General features: G+C 45.7%; 16 protein-coding genes and 1 pseudogene. 15 read left to right on the forward strand and 2 right to left on the reverse strand.

The annotated features are described in order from the left end of the window. The first annotated feature begins 14 nt into the window (after window positions 1–14). Window positions 15–2,993: a glycoside hydrolase family 2 protein gene (locus K6V26_RS06915; RefSeq protein ID WP_224264931.1), complete on the forward strand. Its 2,979-nt coding sequence runs from the start codon at window positions 15–17 to the stop codon at window positions 2,991–2,993. Window positions 2,994–3,037: 44 nt separating this feature from the next. Here the strand turns inward: K6V26_RS06915 and K6V26_RS06920 are convergent, their stop codons facing one another. After that, window positions 3,038–3,505 carry a GAF domain-containing protein gene (locus tag K6V26_RS06920; protein WP_010803514.1) on the reverse strand — a complete coding sequence of 156 codons (468 nt, stop codon included), beginning with the start codon at window positions 3,503–3,505 and terminating at the stop codon, window positions 3,038–3,040. Between the two features lie 75 nt (window positions 3,506–3,580). Here K6V26_RS06920 and K6V26_RS06925 point away from each other — a divergent pair, with 75 nt between their 5' ends. The 3 genes from K6V26_RS06925 (at window position 3,581) to K6V26_RS06935 (ending at window position 6,569) form a co-directional block, all read left to right on the forward strand. Then, window positions 3,581–4,936 carry an MATE family efflux transporter gene (locus tag K6V26_RS06925; RefSeq protein WP_129698857.1) on the forward strand — a complete coding sequence of 452 codons (1,356 nt, stop codon included), beginning with the start codon at window positions 3,581–3,583 and terminating at the stop codon, window positions 4,934–4,936. A 46-nt stretch (window positions 4,937–4,982) separates the two neighbouring features. Beyond that, entirely contained in the window at window positions 4,983–5,624 is a 642-nt protein-coding gene (locus K6V26_RS06930; protein ID WP_007653382.1) for a cytidylate kinase-like family protein, read from the forward strand. Between the two features lie 174 nt (window positions 5,625–5,798). Further along, complete coding sequence (locus tag K6V26_RS06935; RefSeq protein WP_224264932.1) at window positions 5,799–6,569, forward strand: sulfide-dependent adenosine diphosphate thiazole synthase; 771 nt, start codon at window positions 5,799–5,801, stop codon at window positions 6,567–6,569. 93 nt (window positions 6,570–6,662) lie between these two features. Here the strand turns inward: K6V26_RS06935 and K6V26_RS06940 are convergent. Next, a pseudogene (locus tag K6V26_RS06940) lies at window positions 6,663–7,621 on the reverse strand (hypothetical protein). A 526-nt stretch (window positions 7,622–8,147) separates the two neighbouring features. Between K6V26_RS06940 and K6V26_RS06945 the strand changes: the two are divergent. From K6V26_RS06945 to K6V26_RS06995, 11 genes are all read left to right on the forward strand, one after another. Next, window positions 8,148–8,537: a DUF6769 family protein gene (locus K6V26_RS06945; protein WP_224264933.1), complete on the forward strand. Its 390-nt coding sequence runs from the start codon at window positions 8,148–8,150 to the stop codon at window positions 8,535–8,537. 93 nt (window positions 8,538–8,630) lie between these two features. Next, entirely contained in the window at window positions 8,631–9,869 is a 1,239-nt protein-coding gene (locus K6V26_RS06950; RefSeq protein WP_224264934.1) for an efflux RND transporter periplasmic adaptor subunit, read from the forward strand. Window positions 9,870–9,969: 100 nt separating this feature from the next. Continuing rightward, window positions 9,970–13,050 (forward strand): efflux RND transporter permease subunit, encoded by a 3,081-nt coding sequence (locus K6V26_RS06955; protein WP_224264935.1) that lies wholly within the window; start codon window positions 9,970–9,972, stop codon window positions 13,048–13,050. Beyond that, entirely contained in the window at window positions 13,047–14,228 is a 1,182-nt protein-coding gene (locus K6V26_RS06960; RefSeq protein WP_224264936.1) for a TolC family protein, read from the forward strand. The genes K6V26_RS06955 and K6V26_RS06960 overlap by 4 nt, the downstream gene beginning before the upstream one ends. Window positions 14,229–14,537: 309 nt before the next feature. Further along, window positions 14,538–15,974: an aldehyde dehydrogenase gene (aldA, locus tag K6V26_RS06965; RefSeq protein WP_224264937.1), complete on the forward strand. Its 1,437-nt coding sequence runs from the start codon at window positions 14,538–14,540 to the stop codon at window positions 15,972–15,974. Window positions 15,975–16,155: 181 nt separating this feature from the next. After that, window positions 16,156–18,165 carry an SUMF1/EgtB/PvdO family nonheme iron enzyme gene (locus K6V26_RS06970; protein ID WP_224264938.1) on the forward strand — a complete coding sequence of 670 codons (2,010 nt, stop codon included), beginning with the start codon at window positions 16,156–16,158 and terminating at the stop codon, window positions 18,163–18,165. Window positions 18,166–18,358: 193 nt separating this feature from the next. Then, complete coding sequence (locus K6V26_RS06975) at window positions 18,359–18,877, forward strand: methylated-DNA--[protein]-cysteine S-methyltransferase (RefSeq protein WP_048316317.1); 519 nt, start codon at window positions 18,359–18,361, stop codon at window positions 18,875–18,877. Window positions 18,878–18,984: 107 nt separating this feature from the next. Continuing rightward, window positions 18,985–20,145, forward strand: coding sequence for a carboxymuconolactone decarboxylase family protein (locus tag K6V26_RS06980; RefSeq protein WP_224264939.1), 1,161 nt, complete (start codon window positions 18,985–18,987; stop codon window positions 20,143–20,145). Window positions 20,146–20,287: 142 nt separating this feature from the next. Beyond that, the gene (locus tag K6V26_RS06985) at window positions 20,288–21,643 is read left to right on the forward strand and encodes a dipeptidase (RefSeq protein WP_224264940.1); all 1,356 of its coding nucleotides are present in this window, start codon (window positions 20,288–20,290) and stop codon (window positions 21,641–21,643) included. Then, complete coding sequence (locus K6V26_RS06990) at window positions 21,640–22,950, forward strand: DEAD/DEAH box helicase (RefSeq protein ID WP_048316321.1); 1,311 nt, start codon at window positions 21,640–21,642, stop codon at window positions 22,948–22,950. The genes K6V26_RS06985 and K6V26_RS06990 overlap by 4 nt, the downstream gene beginning before the upstream one ends. Continuing rightward, the gene (locus tag K6V26_RS06995) at window positions 22,947–24,203 is read left to right on the forward strand and encodes an amidohydrolase (protein WP_048316324.1); all 1,257 of its coding nucleotides are present in this window, start codon (window positions 22,947–22,949) and stop codon (window positions 24,201–24,203) included. The genes K6V26_RS06990 and K6V26_RS06995 overlap by 4 nt, the downstream gene beginning before the upstream one ends. The last annotated feature ends 168 nt before the right edge of the window (window positions 24,204–24,371 follow it).

The following is a 24,371-nucleotide window of genomic DNA, read 5'->3' on the forward strand; positions in this document are numbered from 1 at the left end:
AATAACATATAAGTATGAAAAAGATCTTATTACTTATGGCTTCCTGTTGCTTTATCGGGCATGGGAGTATGGCAGCCGGTTTGCAGGCTTTGCCGATAGAAGCATCCTATATCATACCTGCTGAAGTAGAGGGAATGAGTTCGTCCTCCCTGCTGTTAAATGGTGACTGGCAATTCCGTTTCGCCCCGCAGGGTAAATGGAATACCGTTCAGGTTCCGGGAGAACTGGCTATGCAGGGATATGCTATCGAACATGATACGCCTTATCTTTATCGTAAATCATTTACCCTTCCGGCCGATTATAAAGGGAAACGGGTCATTCTTCGTTTCAACGGGGTATATAGTCACGCGATCCTTTCGGTGAACGGAAAACAGGTGCGTGAACATCATGGCGGTTTTACCCGTTGGGAGACGGATGTGACGGAATTTGTACGGCCGGGAAAAAAGAATGAGATACAGCTTGAAATAACCGATCGCATCGATGATATCTCCTATGCTTCGGGGTATGCCCATCATCCGATTGGCGGTATTCTTCGGGATGTAACGGTTTTCGCCTTGCCTGAAACCTGTTTCTACGATTTTGCGGCGGAGACTCATCTCGATTCGTTATACCGGGATGCCGTGCTGAAAGTATCCTATACCGGCAGGACGGCGGGAAATGCCGAAGTGGTCTACAGCCTGACCGACCCCGCAGGTCGCCAGGTCCCTTTGTCACAAAGTATTTTTGTATTGAAAGAAGACGGAAACAGTAATGAACTCCCCGTCCGCAATCCGTTGAAATGGGATGCCGAACATCCGAACCTCTATACATTAACGGTTACGCTTCGTGAGGAAGGCAAGGAAATCAGCCGCTTCAGTCAGCAAATTGGTTTCCGTGACGTGAAGATTGTAAAGGACCGTATGCTGGTGAACGGCCTTCCCGTTAAGCTGCGCGGAGCCTGCCGCCACGATATCCATCCGACGCTGGGGCGTACCACGACAGCCGAACTGGATAGCCTGGACGCTCTTCGTTTCAAGCAATCGAATATGAACTTCGTGCGTACTTCGCATTATCCGCCCTCCGAACGTTTCCTTCATTTCTGCGACCGTTTCGGTATCTATGTGGAGAGCGAAACGGCCGTCTGCTTTGTCGATACATACCGCCAGAAGAACTATGCTCCCGGCAGGACGCAGGACAGTGCGGAGTTTGCTCCCCGTTATTTGTCACAATGCCGTGAGATGGTGAAGGCATTCCGTTCGCATCCGTCCGTCCTGTTCTGGTCGATTGGAAACGAGAGTGTGTACGGAAAGAATTTCCAGGATTGCTGGGATTGGGTGAAAGCAACGGATACGACACGTCCGGTCATTTTCAGTTATCCCGGTTCGGTGGGCGAGAAGAAGCCGATATATGATATTCTCAGCATGCATTATCAGGATGTGGATGGCAACCTGAATCAATGGGGACGTGCGACGCGTAATTACCAGGGGCATGGCATCCCGGCTTTGTTCGATGAATGGGCGCACCCGGCTTGCTATACCTATAAGACTTTGCAGGATGATCCGAACATCCGTGAGTTCTGGGGAATCTCTATCGATAAGATGTGGAGCGGCCTGTTTGATGCTCCCGGAGGTTTGGGCGGTGCGATTTGGGGATATATCGACGAGACGTTCATGCTGCCCGAACCGAAGATGGGTACTTCTTTCTGGAAAGAATTTGCCCGTACAGCCAAGCCGGAAGATTTCCAGGGCAACTGTGTCGGTTACGGTGAATGGGGAATAGTCGATGTCTGGCGCCGTGAGAAACCGGAGTTCTGGGCAACCAAGAAAGCCTATTCGCCTGTCCGCCTGCTGACGGAACAAGTGGGTGACTATACGACGGGTGAGCGCCTGTTGCTTCCCGTTTACAACCGCTTCGACCATACTGACCTGAATGAAATAAAAGTGCGGTATACATATAAAGGAATAGAGAAAGAGACGCAGACAGCATCCATCGCGCCGCATCAGAAAGGAGTCCTGATTATCCCGGCTGAAAACTGGGAAGAGGGAAGCGAACTTCTTATCCGTTTCTTTACTGCCGGTGGGGATTTAATAGATGCTTCACTTGTGACGCTGGGACAGCCGGCGATTACCTTGCCACAGTCGCACCGTAATGGTCCGCTTCTGGTTGAAGAAAATACTGACCGTATTGTCGTGAAAGGCGATGGCTTCGAAATACCTTTCTGCAAAGAAACGGGATTAATCTGTAACGCAACGGTCGACGGACGAGTATTTATTGAAAAGGGCCCTTTCCTGAATCTGGATATCAACCTGAATCATCTGACCGGAGCTGAAGTCCGTAAAAGCGCCACCAAGTTCCTGACGGCTGATGCGGATTGGAGAAAACAGAGTGTTACGTATATGAAGCAGGGTAAAAATGTACAGGTCATATTGAAGGGCCGTTATAACGATGTCGATACCGATATCCGCCTGTTGATTTCCCCGGAAGGCCGTATGGAAATCAATTACCTGACAAACGGGCAGCCTAATGGTTTTCTGCGTGAAACGGGACTTTCGTTCTATCTTCCCGAAACGATGGAGCAACTCAAATGGAAACGTCGCGGACATTGGAGTTATTATCCGGCCGGAGAGTTTGCCGGCAATGAGGGGGAAACTTCTCTCTATAACCCGAATCAGGCGGCGTACGGCGAACGTCCGAAACAACCATGGCAAATGGACACTCATAATTATTATTACTGGGCCGATGCCGGAGCGAATTGCGATCGTCCGCTTACCCAAATGGCAAAGGGTATGAAGGAGAACATCTATTATTATACGTTGAACGCCGGTAATCCGTTCACCGGCCTGTCGGTTGTTTCACCGGATGCTTCCGTTGCCTGCCGCTCCAATAAGCGTGCCGACGGACAACTGATCCTGTATGTCAATAACCGTTGGGATTACCCGGAAATTGCTTGGGGAAACTATTGTAAGACACTCGAAGCTAACCCTTGTTTTGGTAAAATAGAGATCATCTTTTAAACTCGTTTGTAAGAGGTGGTTTTAACCACCTCTTATTTTTTATATCAAAGCAATCCGCATATCCTTTCCAGATAGTTTGCATCGACTTCATCGAAACTATCCGGCTTATCGCTGTCTATATCGAGAACCGCTATGACTTTCCCCTCGCGGATCACCGGAACCACAATCTCTGACCTGGAAGCTGCATTGCAGGCTATATGCCCGGGAAACTGCTCTACATCTGGAACAATCAGGGTCTTTGCTTCTTTCCATGCCGTACCGCAAACACCTTTGCCGTGCCGGATGCGGGTACAGGCAATCGGTCCCTGAAAAGGGGCGAGCACCAACATATCTTCTTTTACCACGTAAAAACCTACCCAAAAGAAATCGAATGTCTGTTTCAATGCTGCGGCAACATTCGCCATATTGGCTGTCATATCTGTTTCACCGGCCAGCAACGCTTCTATCTGGGGGAACAACGTTTGGTATTGTTGTTCTTTGTCTCCCTCCGTTATGATTAAATTCTCTGCCATATTTAATTTATTATAGGAAAACAAAGGTAAAAATTAATCGTAAATATCCGTACCTTTGCGCATCAATTGATTTTTATGACAAAACAAAACTCTCCTTTGGTACTGGGTACCGAGCGTATCGGAAAACTGCTTACGCAGTATGCTATTCCGGCAATTATAGCCATGACCGCTTCTTCGCTTTATAACATGGCTGATAGTATTTTTATAGGACATGGGGTAGGACCGTTGGCTATTTCGGGTCTGGCTCTGACATTTCCGTTGATGAACCTGGCGGCAGCTTTCGGTTCGCTGGTTGGTGTCGGTGCTTCTACATTAGTCTCGGTAAAGCTGGGACAGAAGGATTATGAAGGAGCCAACCAGGTATTGGGGAATGTACTTGTCCTGAATGTACTGCTCGGGGTGGCTTTTACCATTGTCTTTTTGCTCTTGCTCGACCCTATTCTTTATTTCTTCGGGGCCAGTGAAAATACGATAGGGTATGCTCGCGATTACATGCAGATTATTTTATATGGGAATGTGATAACCCATATGTATCTGGGATTGAATGCGGTGTTGCGCTCGTCGGGCTTTCCCAAACAGGCTATGTATGCCACCCTGGCTTCTGTGGTGATAAACTGTATCTTGAATCCGATTTTTATCTTCGGCTTTGAGTGGGGAATCAAGGGTTCTGCATGGGCGACAGTCATTTCGCAGGTAATCTCCTTGACGGGACAGATGATTCATTTTTCAAGTCCGAAACAGTTGCTCCATTTTAAGAAAGGGATTTATAAACTGAGGAAAGAGGTGGTGAAGGGTATTCTGTATATCGGGATGTCGCCTTTTTTGATGAATCTTTGTTCCTGTCTGATTGTTATCCTGATCAACCGCGGTCTGAAAGAACATGGGGGAGACATGGCGATTGGTGCTTATGGTATCGTAAACCGCATTATTTTCCTGTTTGTAATGATTATTATGGGCTTCAACCAGGGGATGCAACCTATTGCCGGATATAATTTCGGTGCCCGCTTATATCCCCGTGTAACGGAAGTAACCAAGTTGACGATGAAGTGGGCAATCGGAGTGGCAACGACCGGTTTCTTGCTCTGCCAGTTATTCCCGACCCTGATCGTGAATATGTTTACAACGGATGACGAACTGGTGAAAGCGGCCGTGTTCGGTCTTCATATCGTATTTGCCGTTTTCCCGATAGTCGGCTTTCAGATGGTGGCAACGAACTTCTTCCTTTCGATTGGTATGTCGAAGAAGGCTATCTTCCTGTCACTTACCCGGCAAATGCTGTTTCTGATTCCTTGTTTGATTGTCCTTCCTCGCTTCTTCGGTACGCTGGGAGTCTGGATCAGTATGCCGGTTGCCGATACGATCGCAACAGTTGTTACGGCAATCGTACTGGTTAATCAATTCAAGAAGTTTAAACATGAATCACCTAACTAAAAAAAATATTGTATATTTATCGCAAGATAATAAAATCGGTTAGTATATGGATAACAAAATCATATTGACCATCGGCCGGCAGTTTGGCAGTGGTGGTCGTGAAATAGGGAAAAAACTGGCTCAGGCATTGGGCATCGGTTATTATGATAAGGAGTTGATGGCGGTGGCCGCCAAAGAAAGCGGATTGAGCGAAGAGTTCTTCGAAAAGGCGGACGAACGTGCTTCGAGCGGACTGGCATATGCTTTTACTATGGGATATTCCTATATGGGAATGTTCACTCCTTATAATGACATTCTTTCCAACGACGGACTGTTTAAATTCCAGAGTGACGCAATCCGTAAGTTGGCATCGGAGCAGTCGTGCGTGCTGGTGGGACGTTGTGCCGATTATATCCTGCGTGACGATCCGGATTGTCTTAGTTTTTTTATCCATAATAATATGGAAAACCGTATCCAGCGTATCCTTGAAAGCCAGAATATCACTGTCGAACAAGCAAAGGAACTGATGGGGAAGACCGATAAATCGCGTGCAGCCTACTATAACTATTATACGAATAAAGAATGGGGTGTAGCCTCTTCCTATAATTTCTCTATCGACGTATCCGTATTGGGTGTAGACGAGACTGTCGAGTTCATGAAAGCATTTGTTGAGCGGAAAATGAATAAGCGTCCGCCACATTTCGGATAATTTACTATCTTTGTCGTCGACTTATCATAGGGGTGCCTTAATACACAGGCTGAGATTATACCCATAGAACCTGCCCGGGTAATGCCGTGAAGGGAGAATCGGTAGAATTGCTAAATAAAGGAGAGCTTTAACCTCTATGTGCTCTCCGATGTTTAAACTCTAATTATTATTGTAATGGAACAGATCGTTTCAACAGGAATTATTGACTCTTATTTTGCAAAACTGAAAAGCAACTTATCAATTGATGTGGCTATTGTTGGTGGTGGCCCTTCCGGTATCGTAGCAGCTTATTATCTGGCTAAAGCCGGAAAGAAAGTGGCTCTTTTCGACCGTAAACTGGCTCCGGGAGGAGGCATGTGGGGCGGTGCCATGATGTTTAATGATATTGTCGTACAGGAAGAAGCCATGCCGATCGTGAAGGAACTGGGTGTTTCTTATCATGATGCCGGCAATGGTACTTATATTATGGATTCGGTTCATACTACTTCTGCATTGATCTATCAGGCAACGAAAGCCGGTGCTACTATTTTTAACTGCTATTCTGTGGAAGATGTGGTATTCCACAACGATGCAGTAGCCGGTGTGGTAGTTAACTGGGCCCCGGTAATCCGCGAAGGTATGCATGTAGATCCGCTGACTATTATGGCAAAAGCCGTATTGGAAGGAACAGGACACGACTGCGAAGTGGCACGTACTGTTGCCCGCAAAAACGATATCAGACTGAATACTCCGACCGGCGGTGTAATCGGCGAACGTTCATTAAACGTTGAGTTGGGTGAACAGACTACAGTAGAAAATACAAAAGAAATCTATCCGGGACTGTTTGTTTCAGGTATGGCAGCCAACGGTGTAAGCGGTAGCTTCCGTATGGGACCGATTTTCGGTGGTATGCTGATGAGCGGTAAGAAAGCGGCAGAACTGATCTGTACAAAACTGGATAAATAAGATTATCTGATATACATGAAAAGAAAGGACGGTCATCTTTTTACAGATTTCCGTCCTTTCTTCATATAGTAACATAAAAACTCATGCTTCCTATTACATCTTCTCTACAAGTTCCCGTTGTTTTTTGAAAAACTGTATACGCTGCATTTCTCCGCTTTCGGAGATCATCGTAGAAAACTTACGTAAGGATTGAATCCATTCTTTCAGGTTCTTACACATCTCTTTGTCTCTCGATGTGATCGAGTTGATTGAAAAGATCCGGATCAGGCTTAATTGCATACTGGATGTTTCCACAAAACTGTATGTGGCTTCGAAGTTTATGTTGGATATATATGTATATCCTTACCCGAGTCAAATTTACCTCTGGAAGCGATTGTCTCCAGGTCGTCCAATAGCCGGAGGAGTTCTTCCTGTAGTTTGGTTACTTCCTCTTCCGTGATTAAATGAATGCTGGCGAAATATTTAATATCGTTCACCAGGTAGTTAAACATCATGCTGTCCCATATATAGTTTGTTGTCTGTATATATGTACTGGCTTCTACGAATGCCTTTTGGGCATGTTTGAGTTCTTCGGATAAATTTAATTCTGAAAAATATTTTACACAATTTACTTTTTCATTCTGGTACATCCATTTAAATAACCGAAACTTAGACAAGCTATCGTATTTCAGATAATAAGTCTGTGGTATCATATTTGAGGCTGTGCTTAACTCCGAAGTCGGATCGTCTCGCAGAGACTCAAACAATTCAAGATAGTGGTCAAGGATTTTGTAATACGTTTTGATAGGATCTGAATAATGTAAAAGATTCAGGTCGAACATTGCGTTATTAGTATAGCTTATACCCACGATCTGGTCAAGTGAAACTCCCAGTTTCTTTGAAATGATGGAAGCCTCATTGAGGGTGAAGGGAACCTCGCCGCGTAATCTTCTGTATACGGCCTCTTTTCCTATGTAGAGAATATCCATCAGGGTATTCGCTAAATTAACCCCATCCGGTATCTTCTCTTTCATTACCTCGATCAGATTTGTATTTAATACATCTGTATTCATTTCCAATTCTCCCTTTTAAATAATATATATGTTCAATTATTAAACAATAAACAAAGCGTATTGTTTCGAAAAACGCAACAAATGTAATAAGCACACTCACGGGTTGCGTATTTTCGAAAATACGGAGGGAGAAAATAGGCGAATGAGAAATAGGTGTGACTGAAAATACCTTATATGCGAAATAAAACTCCCGTATTTGCTTAGTAAATTCGCATATCTCAAAAGAGAGACGGCAATGATGGTTTGAACGGATAGTTATTGCAGTTTACTATTAATACTAAGTGATGTTAATTGAAATAGCATTAGAATGGATGAACTTTATTTTATTTTAGTCTTAGATTTTTTGTTTATAAATTATTGACCTAACCAAACATTTGCTTGTATAATCAGAATGAGTAGACCACTAATGCTAATACCATGAACAACTGTCCGGCTGGGAGGTGACTCTCGGCCGGAATTTTTTTGCTATATATCTGATATTTGCCATTGTGTTGCAAAATAAACTTTCTATTTTTGCAGAATAAATATGAGAGCAAAGAAAAATATAATCCGTTACGTAATGTTGATAGCCGGCATCATCATGCTGCTTTCGGTCATCATACCGCATCATCATCACAGTAACGGTCTGCCTTGTTTTAAACCGCTGACTGAACACAGTCACAAAAGTGCTTCTTCTCACGATTGCGGTTGTAACGGGCATAATGTTGCTCTTTTCACCTCTCTGCTGTCACATGCGACGGATGTGGATGCTAGTCACCTGCTTTTCCCTTTGCAAGTTTTATTTGATTATATTAACCCTCCCGAACCGGCTTTTTGCGGACAACCTTTTGAACGTAGTCGAGCCTTTTATATTAAGTCTCTGCACGATAGCTGGATAACGTGTGCAAGTGGACTGCGAGCCCCTCCTGTGTTATAATTGTTACTGATGGTGGCGAACCTTATTCGCTTTTCGGTGTTTTTATCTAAACGCCGAGCTATTTATTATGCATTAATAACACATTATAATACAATGAAAAAGATATATTTATTGTGGGTTTTATGTGCCTACATATTTGCAGGTTGTGGTGGCGGAGCTACTAAATCTGAAGAGCATAATCATGATCATGAAGCACATGAACATGAAGAGGGTCACGATCATGAGCATGAAGGACATGACCATGAACACGAAGGAGACGAGCATGAAGGACACGAACATGGGAATGAAGCTGCTGCCGGCGTACATTCCAATGAAATCATTTTCAAAGAAGAATTAGCGAAAGCAGTCGGTTTACAGACGAAAGTGATGGAACCGGCTCCTTTTACCGATGTGATAAAGACCAGCGGAAGCGTGATGGCTGCACAAGGTGATGAAACGACTGTGGTAGCTACTGTCCCCGGTATCGTTACATTCGGCAGTTTATCTTTTGTGGACGGTACTCCGGTCCGAAAAGGGCAGGCTATCCTGAGCCTGGCTTCCAGTAATTTGTCTGAGGGGAATGTGGCAGCCCGTGCCAAATATGCATACGAAAATGCCAAGAAGGAATATGAACGTATGCAACAGCTGGTGGGAGATAAGATCGTTTCTGCCAAGGACTTTGAACAGGCACGTCTGAACTATGAAAATGCAAAGGCCGCTTACGATGCCATTGCCGGTAAACAAACAGAGAACGGTGTCTCGGTTGTTTCTCCGATGAACGGATACTTGAAGAACCTTCAGGTGAAAGAAGGCGATTATGTCGCTGTGGGACAACCGTTGGCTACGATTTCTCAGAATAGCCGCCTGGTGCTTCGTGCCGAAGTGTCGGAAAAGTATTATCAATATCTACCGGCTGTACAGTCTGCTAATTTCCGAACTCCTTATGACAACCAGGTGTATGAGCTTTCCGAACTTCACGGACGTTTGCTTTCTTACGGAAAGGCTTCGGATGCCAATTCTTTTTATATTCCTGTGACTTTTGAATTTGATAATAAAGGGGCTGTAATTCCCGGTTCGTTTGTTGAAATCTATTTGCTTACCTCTCCGATGCAGGATGTGTTGAGTGTTCCGGTTTCCGCGTTGATAGAAGAGCAAGGCGTTTATTCCGTATTTATCCGTCTGGATGAGGAAGGATACAAAAAGCAGGAAGTGAAATTGGGTGCCAACAATGGTGCTGAAGTCCAGATTCTGTCTGGCCTAAAACCGGGAGATACGGTTGTTACACAAGGCGCTTACCAGGTCAAACTGGCTTCTGCCTCCAATGCTATTCCGGCTCATACTCATAATCATTAATAATGAGCAAATATGCAAATATGCCAATGTGCCAATGGAAATCTCATGGTACTATCTTGATTGGCACATTGGCATATCGGCTAATTAAATAATTATTCTTATGTTGAATAAAATAATATATTACTCGCTGCATAACAGATTGGTTGTCCTGATCTGTGCATTGCTGCTGATGATAGCGGGAACCTATACAGCTTTTCATACGGATGTAGATGTGTTTCCCGACCTGAATGCTCCGACTGTGGTTATCATGACGGAAGCAAATGGCATGGCTCCTGAAGAAGTGGAACGCCTGGTTACTTTCCCGGTCGAAACGGCTGTGAACGGAGCTATGGATGTGCGCCGTGTACGTTCTTCCTCTACCACTGGTTTCTCTGTTGTATGGGTTGAATTTGATTGGGGTACGGATATCTACCGTGCCCGCCAGATTGTTTCGGAAAAGCTGGCAGTCGTTAGTGAAAGCCTTCCCGAGAACGTTGGCAAGCCGACGCTGGGACCGCAATCTTCTATCCTGGGAGAAATGATGATTATCGGTCTGACTGCCGATTCTACTTCTTTACTCGATTTGCGTACGATTGCCGACTGGACAATCCGTCCGCGTTTGTTGTCGACAGGCGGTGTGGCACAGGTCGCTGTGATTGGTGGCGATATCAAAGAATATCAGATATTGCTTGACCCCGCCCGTATGAAACATTATGGAGTAGGGTTGGATGAAGTCCTGACGGTCTGCCGTAATATGAACCGCAATGCAAATGGCGGTGTCTTGTATGAATATGACAATGAATATATCATCCGTGGCGTTCTTTCCACTCCGAAAGTGGAGGAACTGGCAAAAGGGGTTATCAAGACAGTAGACGGTTTTCCGGTCATGCTGGAAAATGTGGCGACGGTGAAGATAGGAAGCAAAAGTCCTAAACTGGGTACAGCTTCTGAACGCGGCAAGCATGCTGTTCTGATAACGGTGACCAAGCAACCGAATACCAGTACAATCGACCTGACAAACAAGCTGGACGGTATCGTAGCCGACCTGCAAAAGAATCTTCCGACGGACGTGAATGTCTCTACCGATATTTTCCGTCAGAGCCGTTTCATCGACAGTTCTATTAATAATGTAAAGAACAGTTTGTTTGAAGGAAGTTTCTTCGTTGTCATCGTTTTGTTCCTCTTCCTGATGAATATCCGTACGACGGTGATTTCGCTGGTGGCGTTGCCTTTGTCATTGCTCGTTTCTATCCTGGTTTTGCATTATATGGGAATGACCATTAATACAATGTCTCTGGGTGGTATGGCGATTGCTATCGGTTCGCTGGTGGATGATGCGATTGTCGATGTGGAGAATGTGTATAAACGAATACGGGAGAACCGGATACTTCCTCCGGAAGAGCGACGCTCGGTATTGGAGGTGGTTTATGACGCTTCCCGTGAAGTGCGTATGCCTATCTTGAATTCCACGTTGATTATTGTGGTAAGTTTCGTACCCCTGTTTTTCCTTCATGGCATGGAAGGACGCATGTTGGTGCCGCTGGGTATTGCGTTTATCGTTGCCTTGTTTGCATCTACCGTTGTTGCACTTACTTTGACGCCGGTATTGTGTAGTTATCTGCTGGGCAATAAGTCGACCGATAAGAAGATAGAAAAAGAGGCATGGGTAGCCCGTAAATTGAAGGAGGTATATGCTTCCGCATTGAAAGTTGCCTTGGCGCATAAGAAGATTGTACTGGGTTCTACGGTAGGTCTGTTCCTTGTGGCGTTGGGTATTTTCTTTACGCTGGGACGCAGTTTCCTTCCTCCTTTCAACGAAGGTTCTTTTACTATTAATGTAAGTTCGCTGCCGGGTATTTCGTTGGATGAATCAGACAGGATGGGACATCGGGCGGAAGAGTTACTGATGCAGGTGCCCGAAATCCAGACGGTGGCCCGTAAGACCGGACGTGCCGAACTGGATGAACATGCATTGGGTGTGAACGTTTCGGAGATAGAGGCCCCGTTCGTATTGAAAGACCGTAGCCGGGAAACTGTGATGAATGATGTCCGTAAGAAGCTGTCGACTATCAGTGGTGCGAATATCGAAATCGGCCAGCCTATCTCTCACCGTATCGATGCGATGCTTTCGGGAACGGAAGCCAATATCGCCATTAAACTGTTCGGTACCGATTTGAACCGTCTCTTTACGATTGGTAACGATATCAAAAACTCTATCCAGAGTATTCCGGGGCTGGTTGACCTGAAAGTAGAACAGCAGATTGAACGTCCGCAGCTGACCATCACACCGAAACGTGAACTGATGGCTAAATATGGCGTATCTCTTCCTGAGTTTGAAGAATATATTAATGTCATGCTGGGTGGCGAAGTTGTCAGCCAGGTGTATGATGACGGTAAAACATTCGACCTGACAGTAAAGACTTCCGACGAGAGCCGTGCAACGATGGAAGATATCCGTAATCTGATGATAGATGCCGGAGGGAAGAAAATCCCGCTGAGTTATATTGCCGAGGTTCGTTCAGTAACCGGTCCGAATACGATTAACCGTGAAAACGTTCAGCGTAAGTTAGTAATCAGTGCAAACGTATCCGAACGGGATTTGCGCAGTGTTGTAAATGATATTCAGAATAAGATTGGAACATCAATCAAGTTGCCCGAAGGGTATCATATCGAATATGGCGGACAGTTTGAAAGTGAACAGGCTGCCAGCCGCACGCTATTGCTCACTTCTTTGATGTCTTTGCTGGTAATCTTCCTGTTGCTTTATAATGAGTTTAAGAATGCGAAGGAGAGTGGTGTTATCCTGCTGAACCTGCCGTTGGCTTTGATTGGTGGCGTGTTTATTTTGTGGCTGACTTCCGGCGAAATCAGTATACCGGCTATTATCGGTTTCATCTCGCTGTTTGGTATCGCTACCCGAAACGGTATGTTGCTGATTAGTCATTATGCACAGCTGCGTAGTGAAGGGTTCTCTGTTTACGACACAGTGATACACGGTTCGCTGGACCGTCTGAACCCGATTCTTATGACTGCTTTAAGTTCGGCTTTGGCATTGATACCGTTGGCATTGAACGGAGATTTGCCGGGTAATGAGATACAGAGTCCGATGGCGACTGTCATCCTGGGAGGGTTGCTGACATCTACTTTCCTGAACGGATTTATTATCCCTATTGTTTATCTTTTAATGAATAAGGAAAAATGAAACAATTCATAGTAATTACCTTGTTGGCTTCCGCTGCGCTTTCAGTGAACGGGCAGAATTCTATTGATGCCGTCCTGCGCAGTATCGAAGCCAATAATAAAGAATTGCAGGCGAACAACCAGCTTACCGTTTCTAAGAAATTGGAAGCGAAGCTGGATAATAACCTGCCAGACCCTTCGGTTTCCTATGTACATCAGTACGGCAACCGGGAAGGGATGGGAATACAGGGAGAGTTGGTTGCTTCCCAGTCGTTCGACTTCCCTTCGGTATATGTACAGAAGAATAAACTGGCGAAATCGAAAGCCGCCAGTTTCGACCGTCAGGGTGCAGAGTTCCGTCAGCAAATACTTTTGCAGGCGAAAGAGATTTGCCTTGACCTGGTCCTGCTGAACCAGCAACGGGCATTACTTGACCAACGCAGGCAGAATGCGGAACAACTGGCGGAACTGTATGCCATGCGTCTGGAAACCGGCGATGCGAATATTCTGGAAACAAATAAGATTGACCTGGAGCTGCTGAATGCGAAAACGGAAGCCCGTATGAACGAGTCTGCCCGTATTGCCAAACTTCAGGAACTGGCAACATTGAATGGTGGTATTGCTATCGACTTCACGGACACGACCTATATGTCGGACGGTGATATCCTGTCATTCGAGGAATTACGTGCGGAGGCTGTGACTTCCAATCCTCAGTTGCTTACGTTGAAAAGCGAGCAGGTGGCTGCCCGCCGCCAGTTGAGCGTCAATAAGTCGAAGAGTTTGCCCGGTTTTGAGTTGGGGTATCGTATGAATACGGCTACCGGCGGAGAGCGTTTTAATGGTTTCCTGGTTGGTATCAGCATTCCTTTGTTCTCAAACAGGAATAATGTAAAGCAGGCTAAAGCGCAGGCTCTTTATACCGACCTTCAACTGGAAAGTACGACAACGACCGTGGAAAGTGAATTACACCAGTTGTATAACCAGTCGGTCGCTCTGAAAACTTCTATGGATGAATACAATACGGTTCTGAAAAGTCAGAATAGCCTGGCATTGCTGAATAAGGCTATCCAGACCGGCCAAATCAGTATGATTGAATATTTCGTCGATGTAACGACTTTCTATCAGAGCATGCAGAATTATATGCAGTTGCAGAACGAGTATCAGAAGGTGATGGCGCAATTGTATAAATATAAGTTATAAACTCTCTTATACAATAAGGAAGGTTCATGTCTTTTTCGGGCATGGACCTTTTTTTATTATAGCTTCCCATTGAGCCGTATATTGGTTACTAAACTTATAAAAAGTTATCGTACTGATTTTTTTCATCATTGTATTTTTTATTATGAAAATAAGTTTTTACTTTTACAAAGTACTTTTTACCAGGAGATTATACAATGTAGCATTGTTTAGGAGACCGATAATCAGACATATCTGTGCATAACAGGTATCAGAATGCCTTAATTCGTATAAAGAATACATATTAGTATTAATTATCAATTTAAAGAGACCATGAAAGATTTAGAAATGTACATCGATGGACAGTTCATCGAGAATCGATCCGGAAAGTGGATCAATGTGTTGAATCCTTCTACGGAAGAAGTTATATCCCGTATGCCTGACGGGACAGTGGATGATGTTCGGGCTGCCATCGATGCGGCGGAGAAGGCGCAAGGAGCATGGGAACGACTGACTTCCATTGAACGTGCACAGTATCTGACCAAAATAGCACAGGGAATTCGAAAAAGGGAAAAAGAACTGACGGATATTATTGTACGTGAAGGAGGCAAGACGCAGGGACTGGCCAATGTGGAAGTTAACTTTACAGCCGATTATATCGATTATATGGCCGGTTGGGCACGCCGTTATGAAGGAGAGATCATACCCAGCGACCGTCCTCATGAGACTATCTTTGTATTTAAGAAACCTATCGGAGTGACAACCGGTATATTGCCGTGGAACTTCCCGTTCTTCCTGGTTGCCCGTAAGGCAGCCCCGGCTATGTTGACAGGAAATACGATTGTGTTGAAACCAAGTCAGTTGACACCGGAGAATGCGTATGTCTTTGCCCAGATCGTGGATGAAGCGGGAGTGCCTAAAGGTGTATTCAATATCGTAAATGGTCGCGGATCGGTTGTCGGGCATGAGATGGCCGCTAATCCGAAAGTCGGAATGGTCAGCCTGACAGGAAGTGTTTCTGCCGGTGTGCAGACGATGGAAGCCGCTTCAGCTAATGTGACGAAGGTATCGCTGGAGTTAGGAGGAAAGGCTCCGGCTATCGTTATGCCGGATGCGGATCTGGATCTGACCGTGAAGTCGATCATTGCTTCCCGCGTGATCAATACCGGACAAGTGTGCAACTGTTGTGAACGTGTTTATGTGCATTCCAGTATTAAAGATGTTTTTATTGAAAAGTTGCTGGATGGCTTTGGTAAGGTTAAAGTAGGCAACCCCAACGAGGTCGCAGATTTGGATATGGGACCGCTGATTGATGTCGGTGCCTTGAAATCAGTGGAAGAAAAAGTCGGAAAAGCCGTTAAGCAGGGGGCGACCCTGGCTTATGGAGGCAAACGTATCGGAGCTAAAGGCTACTTCTTTGAACCGACCCTTTTGACTAATTGTACACAGAAGATGGATATTATCCAGGAAGAAACATTCGGGCCCGTTCTCCCGGTTGTAGAGTTTACAGATGTGGAAGATGCTATTACCTGGGCAAATGACTGCGAATACGGGTTGACCTCTTCCGTCTATACACAGAATCTGGATATGGCGTTTAAGCTGATGCGTTCCTTGAAGTTCGGTGAAACTTATATCAATCGTGAAAACTTTGAAGCCATGCAGGGTTTCCATGCCGGTTGGCGTAAATCGGGTATTGGTGGTGCTGACGGTAAGCATGGCCTGGAAGAATACCTTCAGACTCATGTCGTTTATCTGGAGACGCAGGGTTAATTAAGCTATTACTGAATGCGGATGACGCAGAATACACAGAGTAACGCAGATGTTTTATAAGAAAAGAAATTATAAATCTGCGAGTATCTGTGTTTTCTGCGTCATCTGCGTTCGGTAATATTGAATAGTTTTCCGGATAATATATGTATCTTTATTCCGGAATATGGAAAAACGAATCAAAATGAGAAACGCTGCTATCTTATGTTATTGCCTTTTTGTATTAGGCGCCTTTACTACGAATGCCCAGGAAACAAATAGCCTGGGAATGCAATTTGCCCGGATTCCGGCCGGCTCTTTCCACATGGGAAGCCACGGATGGGGAGAAGATTATGATGAAGCACCGATTCATCCGGTAACGATCACAAACCCTTTTTTGATGGGAACGACCGAAGTGACAAATGCCCAATACGAGCGTTTTGACCCTTCCCATAAAAACTTACGGGGAAAGTACGGCCTTTCGAAAGAAGATGACGAAGCTGTTATTTATGTGAACTATCACGAGGCGAAAGCATTCTGTGACTGGCTTTCGGAAAAGGAAGGGAAGACGTATCGTCTGCCAACCGAAGCCGAATGGGAATATGCTTGCCGTGCCGGGTCCTACTGGAATTTCTGGATGGACGACGGACTTCATGGCGTGTATCATAAGAACCAGCAAAATGTCTGGGGAACGGATTCTACAATCAGCCTTCAGGTTGGCAAAACTCCTGCCAATCCTTTCGGACTGCACGATATGCACGGAAATGTAGAAGAATGGTGCAGCGATTGGTACGGACCTTACGAAGCATTACCGCAAACAGACCCGGTGGGCCGTGCTGACGGATTATATAAAGTGACACGTGGCGGAAGCCATAGCACTCCGGAAAGATTCCTGCGTTCCGCCAACCGTATGGCGATGATACCTGAAGATAAACACTGGCTCACCGGCTTCCGGGTAGTGCAGGCCGATATGCCTAAAACCCAGCCGCTTCCTGTGGCCGGACCGACCCTGCAAGAGCATATATCACAGCAGAAACATAGCTGGGACGCTCCTTTGAAAACACCTTTCTTCGGTGAACCTCTCGTCTATGTGAAAACGCCCGAATGTTCTTCCGGCGTCCCGTTCTACAAGCATAACCATTGCCCTGCCATAACCTGGTGTGATAACGGGGATTTGTTGGCTATCTGGTTTACATGCGACGAAGAATCGGGTAGGGAGATGGTGATTCTGGAAAGCCGCCTGAAGAAAGGCAGTACCGAATGGAGCGAGCCGCACGAGTTCTTCAAGGTGCCCGACCGGAATATGACCGGTTCTTCCCTGCTGAATAATAAGGGTACACTCGTCCATATAAATGGGGTGGAAGCTGCCGGTACCTGGGAAACCCTCGCTATGGTCATGCGGACAAGCACGGATAACGGTGCAACCTGGAGTCGTCCGCGTATCATCGCCCCTGAGCATGCCAGGCGGCATCAGGTGATAGCCGGTTCTTTCCGCACTAAGGAAGGTTGGCTGGTACAAGCCGCCGACGCAACTCCCAGGAGCAATGGCGGCACGGCATTGCATATCAGCAAGGATAACGGTCTGACCTGGGAAGATATGGGCAAAACCAATCCGGGTAAGTTTGAAGCAGGTGCTTCGGGCGGTACTATTGCCGGAATCCATGCCGGAGTAGTGCAACTGTCCGACGGCCGTTTTATGGCATTCGGACGTGGTGACGGCATTGTCGATAAAGACGGTCTGGAACGGATGCCCATGAGCCTGTCGGAAGATAACGGACGCACCTGGACATACAGCGCTTCTGAATTTCCCCCGATTGATGGCGGTCAGCGTCTGGTATTGATGCGTTTACAGGAAGGACCTGTTTTGCTAGTCTCTTTCACGAACCATCCTTTCCGTCTGAAAAATGGATTGAATGGTATGACCTTTAAAGATAAGGACGGCAAGGAATATACCGGTTACGGAATGTATGCCGCCCTTTCCTTCGACGATGGAAAGACATGGCCTGTTAAGAAATTACTGACCGATGGCAAAGAACGTTTTATGGATGGAGGCGCCTGGACCGGTTTCTTTGAAATGGACGGGAGCCATGCGGAACCCCGCGGTTATCTGGCCGGTACGCAATCGCCGGATGGAATGATACATCTGGTAAGTAGTCGTAACCATTACCGTTTCAACCTGCCATGGCTGGTAAAAGATACAGGGTATTTATTTTAAGTGATAAGTTTGATTGTGAATTGATTACAGTTGTATGGCTCGATATATCCGTCGAAGTATTCGTCCAGAACCACTCCCAACTCTTTGGCGAGAGTAACGACCTTTTTTTGTTCGGAAAGTGATAAAGGTAATTTAGATTTGGGTTATTATCTATTTATAAACTCCTTATATTTGCAAAATAAAGAACTAAAGTATGGAAAATATTATTTGGATACAAAACTATCAGTCTCCTTGCGGAGAATTGATACTGGGTTCGCTGGACGGCAAACTTTGTTTGTGCGACTGGATGGATGAGAACCGTAGGGCACTGATTGATCGGCGGCTGCAAAAGGTATTGCATGCCCGCTATGAAACAGGTGAATCCGAAGTGATTGTCCGGGCAGTTGCCCAGCTGGATGAATATTTTGCCGGAAAAAGAACGGAGTTCGACGTCCCGTTGCTATTTGCCGGTACTGATTTTCAGAAAACAGTCTGGAATGCGTTATTGAATATCCCTTATGGGAAAACGGTCTCTTATGCTACTTTGTCGCAGGATTTGGGTAAACTGAAAGCTATTCGTGCCGTGGCTGCTGCTAATGGTGCAAATTCCATTTCGATACTTGTTCCTTGCCATCGTGTTATCGGGAGTAACCAAAAGCTGGTTGGATATGCCGGTGGCCTGCCTGCCAAACAGTGGTTGCTCGATTTGGAAACCTCTGGCAGACTCTTCTGATATTTACCAATCTCTCATCTGTAATTTAGGTATATTTATCTGTAATCCGTCTACAATCGAAACGGTCCGGTTTCTTTAGCTTTGCAACATCAGTAAAACAGAAAGATATGAAACGTAAATTGTTAACATTGGTATTCATCGTATTAGGCTTAATGCCTGCTATTGCTCAGAATGTTTCGGACCTTAAAACAGAAAAAGATATGGATAGGATTGAATTATGTAAAAAGAATTATACCACTTTATTCGGTGGCGAAGCCCTGACCGGGCAGGGAACTGACCCGGAAATGATGGATATTCTTCAGAAGTTTATTTTCGGAGAAGTATTCCGCACGGGAGAGCTGGATATAAAGACCCGTGAAATGATAACCTGTGTTACATTAGCAACTATGCAGACTTTGCCCCAGCTGAAGGCACACGCAGGGGCGGCATTGAATGTGGGAGTTACTCCTGTTGAACTTCGTGAAGCTATTTATTCATGCGCTCCGTTTATCGGTTTTCCCAAAACCTTGAACGCGCTGACCGTCATTAACGAAGTATTTAAAGAACGGGACATTTCCTTGCCATTGGAAAAACAAGGCACGGTTACGGAAGAAAACCGTCATGAAAAAGGGGCGGCTGTGCAAGACCGGCTTTATCCCGGCGGTATCAGCCAGGTGATGGAAGATATTCCGGGTGAAATGGGTGACGATGTGGAACGTTTCCTGACAGAATATTGTTTCGGTGATATGTATACCCGTGGCGGACTTGACCTCAAGACACGTGAGTTACTGGGATATTGTGTCCTGACGACATTGGGAGCCGACAGCCAGCTTCGTTCTCATTTTCAGGGAAATCTGAATGCAGGTAACAGTAAGGAGACGGTTGTGGCGGCAGTCATACAATGTCTTCCGTATATCGGTTTCCCGCCGGCAATAAAGGCCTTGAAAATAATAAAGGAAGCATCTGCCGTAAGTCCGGCAAATAACCTGGTCCGCCTCTCCAAAATTACTGTAGACCCGGCACAATTGGATGCATATAATGCTTACCTGAAAGAAGAGATTGAAGCCTCCATGCGCCTGGAACCGGGCGTACTTACTTTATATGCCACGGCCGATAAAAAGCAACCGAATAAAATAACAATCCTTGAAATCTATGCAGACCGGGAGGCTTATGAAAAGCATATCCAAACGCCTCATTTCCAGAAATACAAACAGGGAACTTTATCTATGGTTGAGGAACTGGAACTGACGGATACAACTCCCTTGCTTCCCGGGCTGAAAATAAAATAGGCTTTTATCGCTATACAAAACTGACGTTACATTAATATCTTACTATATTTTATATGACAATAAAATGGGGATTTAAGTAATTTATTCGTAAACTTGTAACCTTAAATAAAAACGTTAAATTTAAAATTAAATCTTCTGTTTTATGTCAGTAAAATCGTATATCGAATCCAATAAAGAACGCTTTCTGGAAGAGTTGTTCAGCTTAATCCGTATTCCCTCCATCAGTGCCAAACAAGAGCATAAACCTGATATGCAGGCTTGTGCCCAGCGCTGGACGGAACTGTTACTATTGTCCGGAGCGGATAAAGCCGTGGTGATGCCGACGGAAGGCAATCCGGTCGTATATGGCGAAAAGATGATTTCGCCCGATGCCAAGACTGTGCTTGTTTATGCCCATTATGATGTAATGCCGGCTGAGCCGTTGAACTTATGGAAAAGCCAGCCGTTTGAACCCGAAATACGCGACGGCCGTATCTGGGCTCGTGGTGCGGACGATGATAAAGGACAGTCTATGATGCAGGTAAAAGGCTTTGAAACAGCCTTGAAGCTCGACCTGCTGAAGTGTAATGTGAAGTTTATCTTCGAAGGAGAGGAGGAGATCGGTTCTCCCAGCCTTGAAACCTTCTGCCGTGAACATAAAGATTTATTGAAGGCCGATGTGATTCTGGTATCCGACACTAGCATGGTAAATGCCGAAACACCGTCGTTGACAACCGGCCTGCGTGGTTTGGCTTATTGGGAAATCGAAGTGACCGGCCCGAACCGCGATTTGCATTCCGGCCATTTCGGTGGGGCAGTGGCTAATCCTATTAATGTATTATGTAAACTGATGGCCGATATTATCGATGCTGACGGACGTATCACAATTCCCGGTTTCTATGACGATGTAGAAGAAGTGTCTCCGGCCGAACGCGAAATGATTGCACAAATCCCGTTCGATGAAGCGAAATATAAGGCTGCTATCGGAGTGGATGCCTTGTCCGGTGAAAAAGGTTATTCGACGCTGGAAAGAAACAGTTGCCGTCCGTCGTTCGATATCTGTGGAATCTGGGGCGGTTATACGGAAGAGGGCAGTAAAACGGTGCTTCCGTCTAAAGCCTATGCAAAAGTATCCTGCCGCCTGGTTCCGCATCAGGAGCATTCCAAAATATCAAAAATGTTTGAAGATTACATAAACCAGGTGGCTCCTGCATCTGTTAAGGTAAAAGTCACGCCGAAACACGGTGGACAGGGGTATGTTTGTCCGATTGACTTGCCAGCTTATCAGGCGGCGGAAAAGGCTTGCATGGTTGCTTTTGGCAAGAAACCGCTGGCAGTACGTCGCGGAGGAAGTATTCCTATCATCTCCACCTTTGAGCAGGTATTGGGTATAAAAACCGTCTTGATGGGTTTCGGACTTGAACAGAATGCTATTCATTCTCCTAATGAAAGTTGCACGCTCGACTTCTTCTATAAAGGGATTGAATCGGTTGCCGAATTTTATAAAGAATATAAATGATACAAAACGAAGTGATAGCCCGTGCTCTGTCGAATACAGGTATCGAGGCATTGAATGAAATGCAGCAGGCCGTGCTTGATGCCGGAACGACGAAGGATATGGTGTTGCTCAGTCCCACGGGGTCGGGTAAAACTCTGGCTTTCCTGCTGCCCTTACTTACTACGCTGACGGATGAGGATAAGAAGATACAAGCGCTTATCATCGCCCCGTCTCGTGAATTGGCTTTACAGATAGAGACGGTATTCCGTTCGCTCGGAGCCGGATATAAGGTGAACTGCTGTTACGGCGGCCATCCTATCCGGACAGAAAAGAAAAGTCTGGAGCATCCGCCAACGGTGCTTATCGGTACGCCCGGACGAATCCTCGACCATCTGGAACGGGGGAATATTAATCTGGATACCGTCCGTACACTGATTCTGGACGAATTCGACAAGTCTCTGGAACTGGGCTTCCAGGATGAGATGAAAGAGATTCTCTCACATCTTCCCGGAGTGCGTCGTAGAGTGTTGACTTCGGCAACCGAAGCGGTGGAAATTCCTCCCTTTACCGGTATTACATCGCCTGTCCGCCTGTCGTTCCTGACCGGCGTGAAAGAGGCGAAAGGTCTGACTCTGCGTATTGTGAAATCGCCGGTTAAGGATAAGTTGGAGACATTGTATAAATTGCTCGGAGAGTTGAAAGGCGAGTCTGCCCTGGTGTTCTGTAACCAGCGTGAATCAGTGGAACGTGTCAGTAATTATCTGACAGAAATGGGAGTGGATAATGAATACTTCCACGGAGGTATGGAACAGCCGGAGCGTGAACGGGCGTTGTCGCTTTTCCGTAATGGCAGTGCATCCGTTTTTATCTCTACCGACCTGGCATCCCGCGGATTGGACATTCCGGAAGTAAAGAATGTGATTCATTACCATCTTCCCATCAATGAAGAAGCCTTTATCCATAGAAACGGACGTACGGCCCGTATGAATGCGGAAGGAAATGCTTTTATGATACTGAATGAGATAGAGACTGTTCCCGAATATATCACCCGTGAGCCGGATGAATTCTTCCTGCCGGAGAAGGCCAAAAAACCGCTCCGTTCGGAATGGGTTACATTGACCATTAACCGCGGTAAACGGGATAAGTTGAGTAAGAAGGATGTAGTCGGTTTTCTGTTCCAGAAAGGCGGATTGGACAAAGATGATTTAGGCGTTGTAGAAATCAAGGAAAGTTGTGCCTACGCCGCAGTAAAACGTGATAAGAAAGAGGGTTTGCTGGCGCGTATCCGTGATGAGAAAATAAAAAATATGAAAGCTAAGTTTATATGAAGCTGCTGATTAAAGAGGTAGAACTGAATGGCGTTGCTACCGATATTTATATAGAAAACAAATACATCAAACAGATAGGTCCCGGCCTGTCTGTTGTCGCCGATAAAGTAATTGACGGTCGTCGTAAGGCTGCCATTCCGGGATTTGTCAATACGCATACACATGCGGCTATGACTTTGTTCCGCGGCTTTGGAGACGATATGCCTTTAATGCCCTGGTTGGAAGAAAAGATATGGCCCAATGAAGCGAAGCTGACGAAAGAAGATGTTTTCTGGGGAGCTAAACTGGCCTGTCTGGAAATGATAAAAAGCGGAACGACTACTTTTTTCGACATGTATCATAAGTTTCATGCTACGGCAGAGGCTGTTGAAGAGATGGGAATCCGGGCAGTCATTTCCAGTGCCTGTTTCGACCATTTCCAACCGGAGTTGGCAGAGAAAAGCAAACAGACCATTCAGAAGTTGTATAAAGAGATGGACAGATACGATAAACGGATACATTTCTCCGTAGGTCCGCACGCCATCTATACGGTTTCCGGTGAGTTGCTGCAATGGGCGGATGCTTTTGCAAAAGAACATAACGTGCCAATCCAACTGCATCTGGCAGAAACGGAAGGGGAAGTGGAGAACTCTGTAAAGCAGTTCGGGGCGACTCCTGTCCGGTATTTATATAAGTTGGGTGTATTGTCTCCCCGGTTATTGATTTCCCACGGTATCTATGTAGATGCGGATGAAATCCGTATGCTGGCAGACCATGGAGTGAAGGTCGCTCATAATCCGGCTTCCAATATGAAACTGGCTTCCGGCATGCACTTCAAATTTAAGGAAATGCGTGAAGCCGGCATCACTGTCGGTCTGGGTACTGACGGTTGTTCGTCGTCCAATAATCTCGATATGGTGGAAGCGATGAAGCTGGCCTCCCTGTTGGGAAAAGTCTGGCGAAAAGACCCGGAAGCCGTTACAGCCGATGAAATATTCCATTCCGCCACGGAAGCCGGAGCCTCTTTTGTGGGCTTAAAAGCCGGACGGATAGCAGAAGGTTACCTGGCAGACCTTTCTTTGGTAGATTTGAATATGCCGGCATTTACTCCGAATTTCAATTTCATATCCAACCTTGTCTATGCTGCAAACGGCAGCTGCATCGATACTGTTATTTGTGACGGAAAAATCCTGATGCAGGATAAGAAAGTACCGGGTGAAGAGGAGATAATGGAACGCGCGGCACAAATAGCCTACAATTTAATGAAAAGATAACTTTTAAGTTGCCGATGATTGTTTTACATCATCAGTAGCTTTTTTGGAAAAGTTCGTAATGTCTTTTGTAAAAGACGTACGTCTAAAATGATTTACACCTACCTCTAAATCTATTTACACCTAGGTCTAAATGAATTTAGAGGTAGGTATGACAGAAAAGTCTTTATA

Origin of the sequence: Parabacteroides goldsteinii, from assembly GCF_020091425.1 — a bacterium.
Classification (GTDB): domain Bacteria; phylum Bacteroidota; class Bacteroidia; order Bacteroidales; family Tannerellaceae; genus Parabacteroides; species Parabacteroides goldsteinii.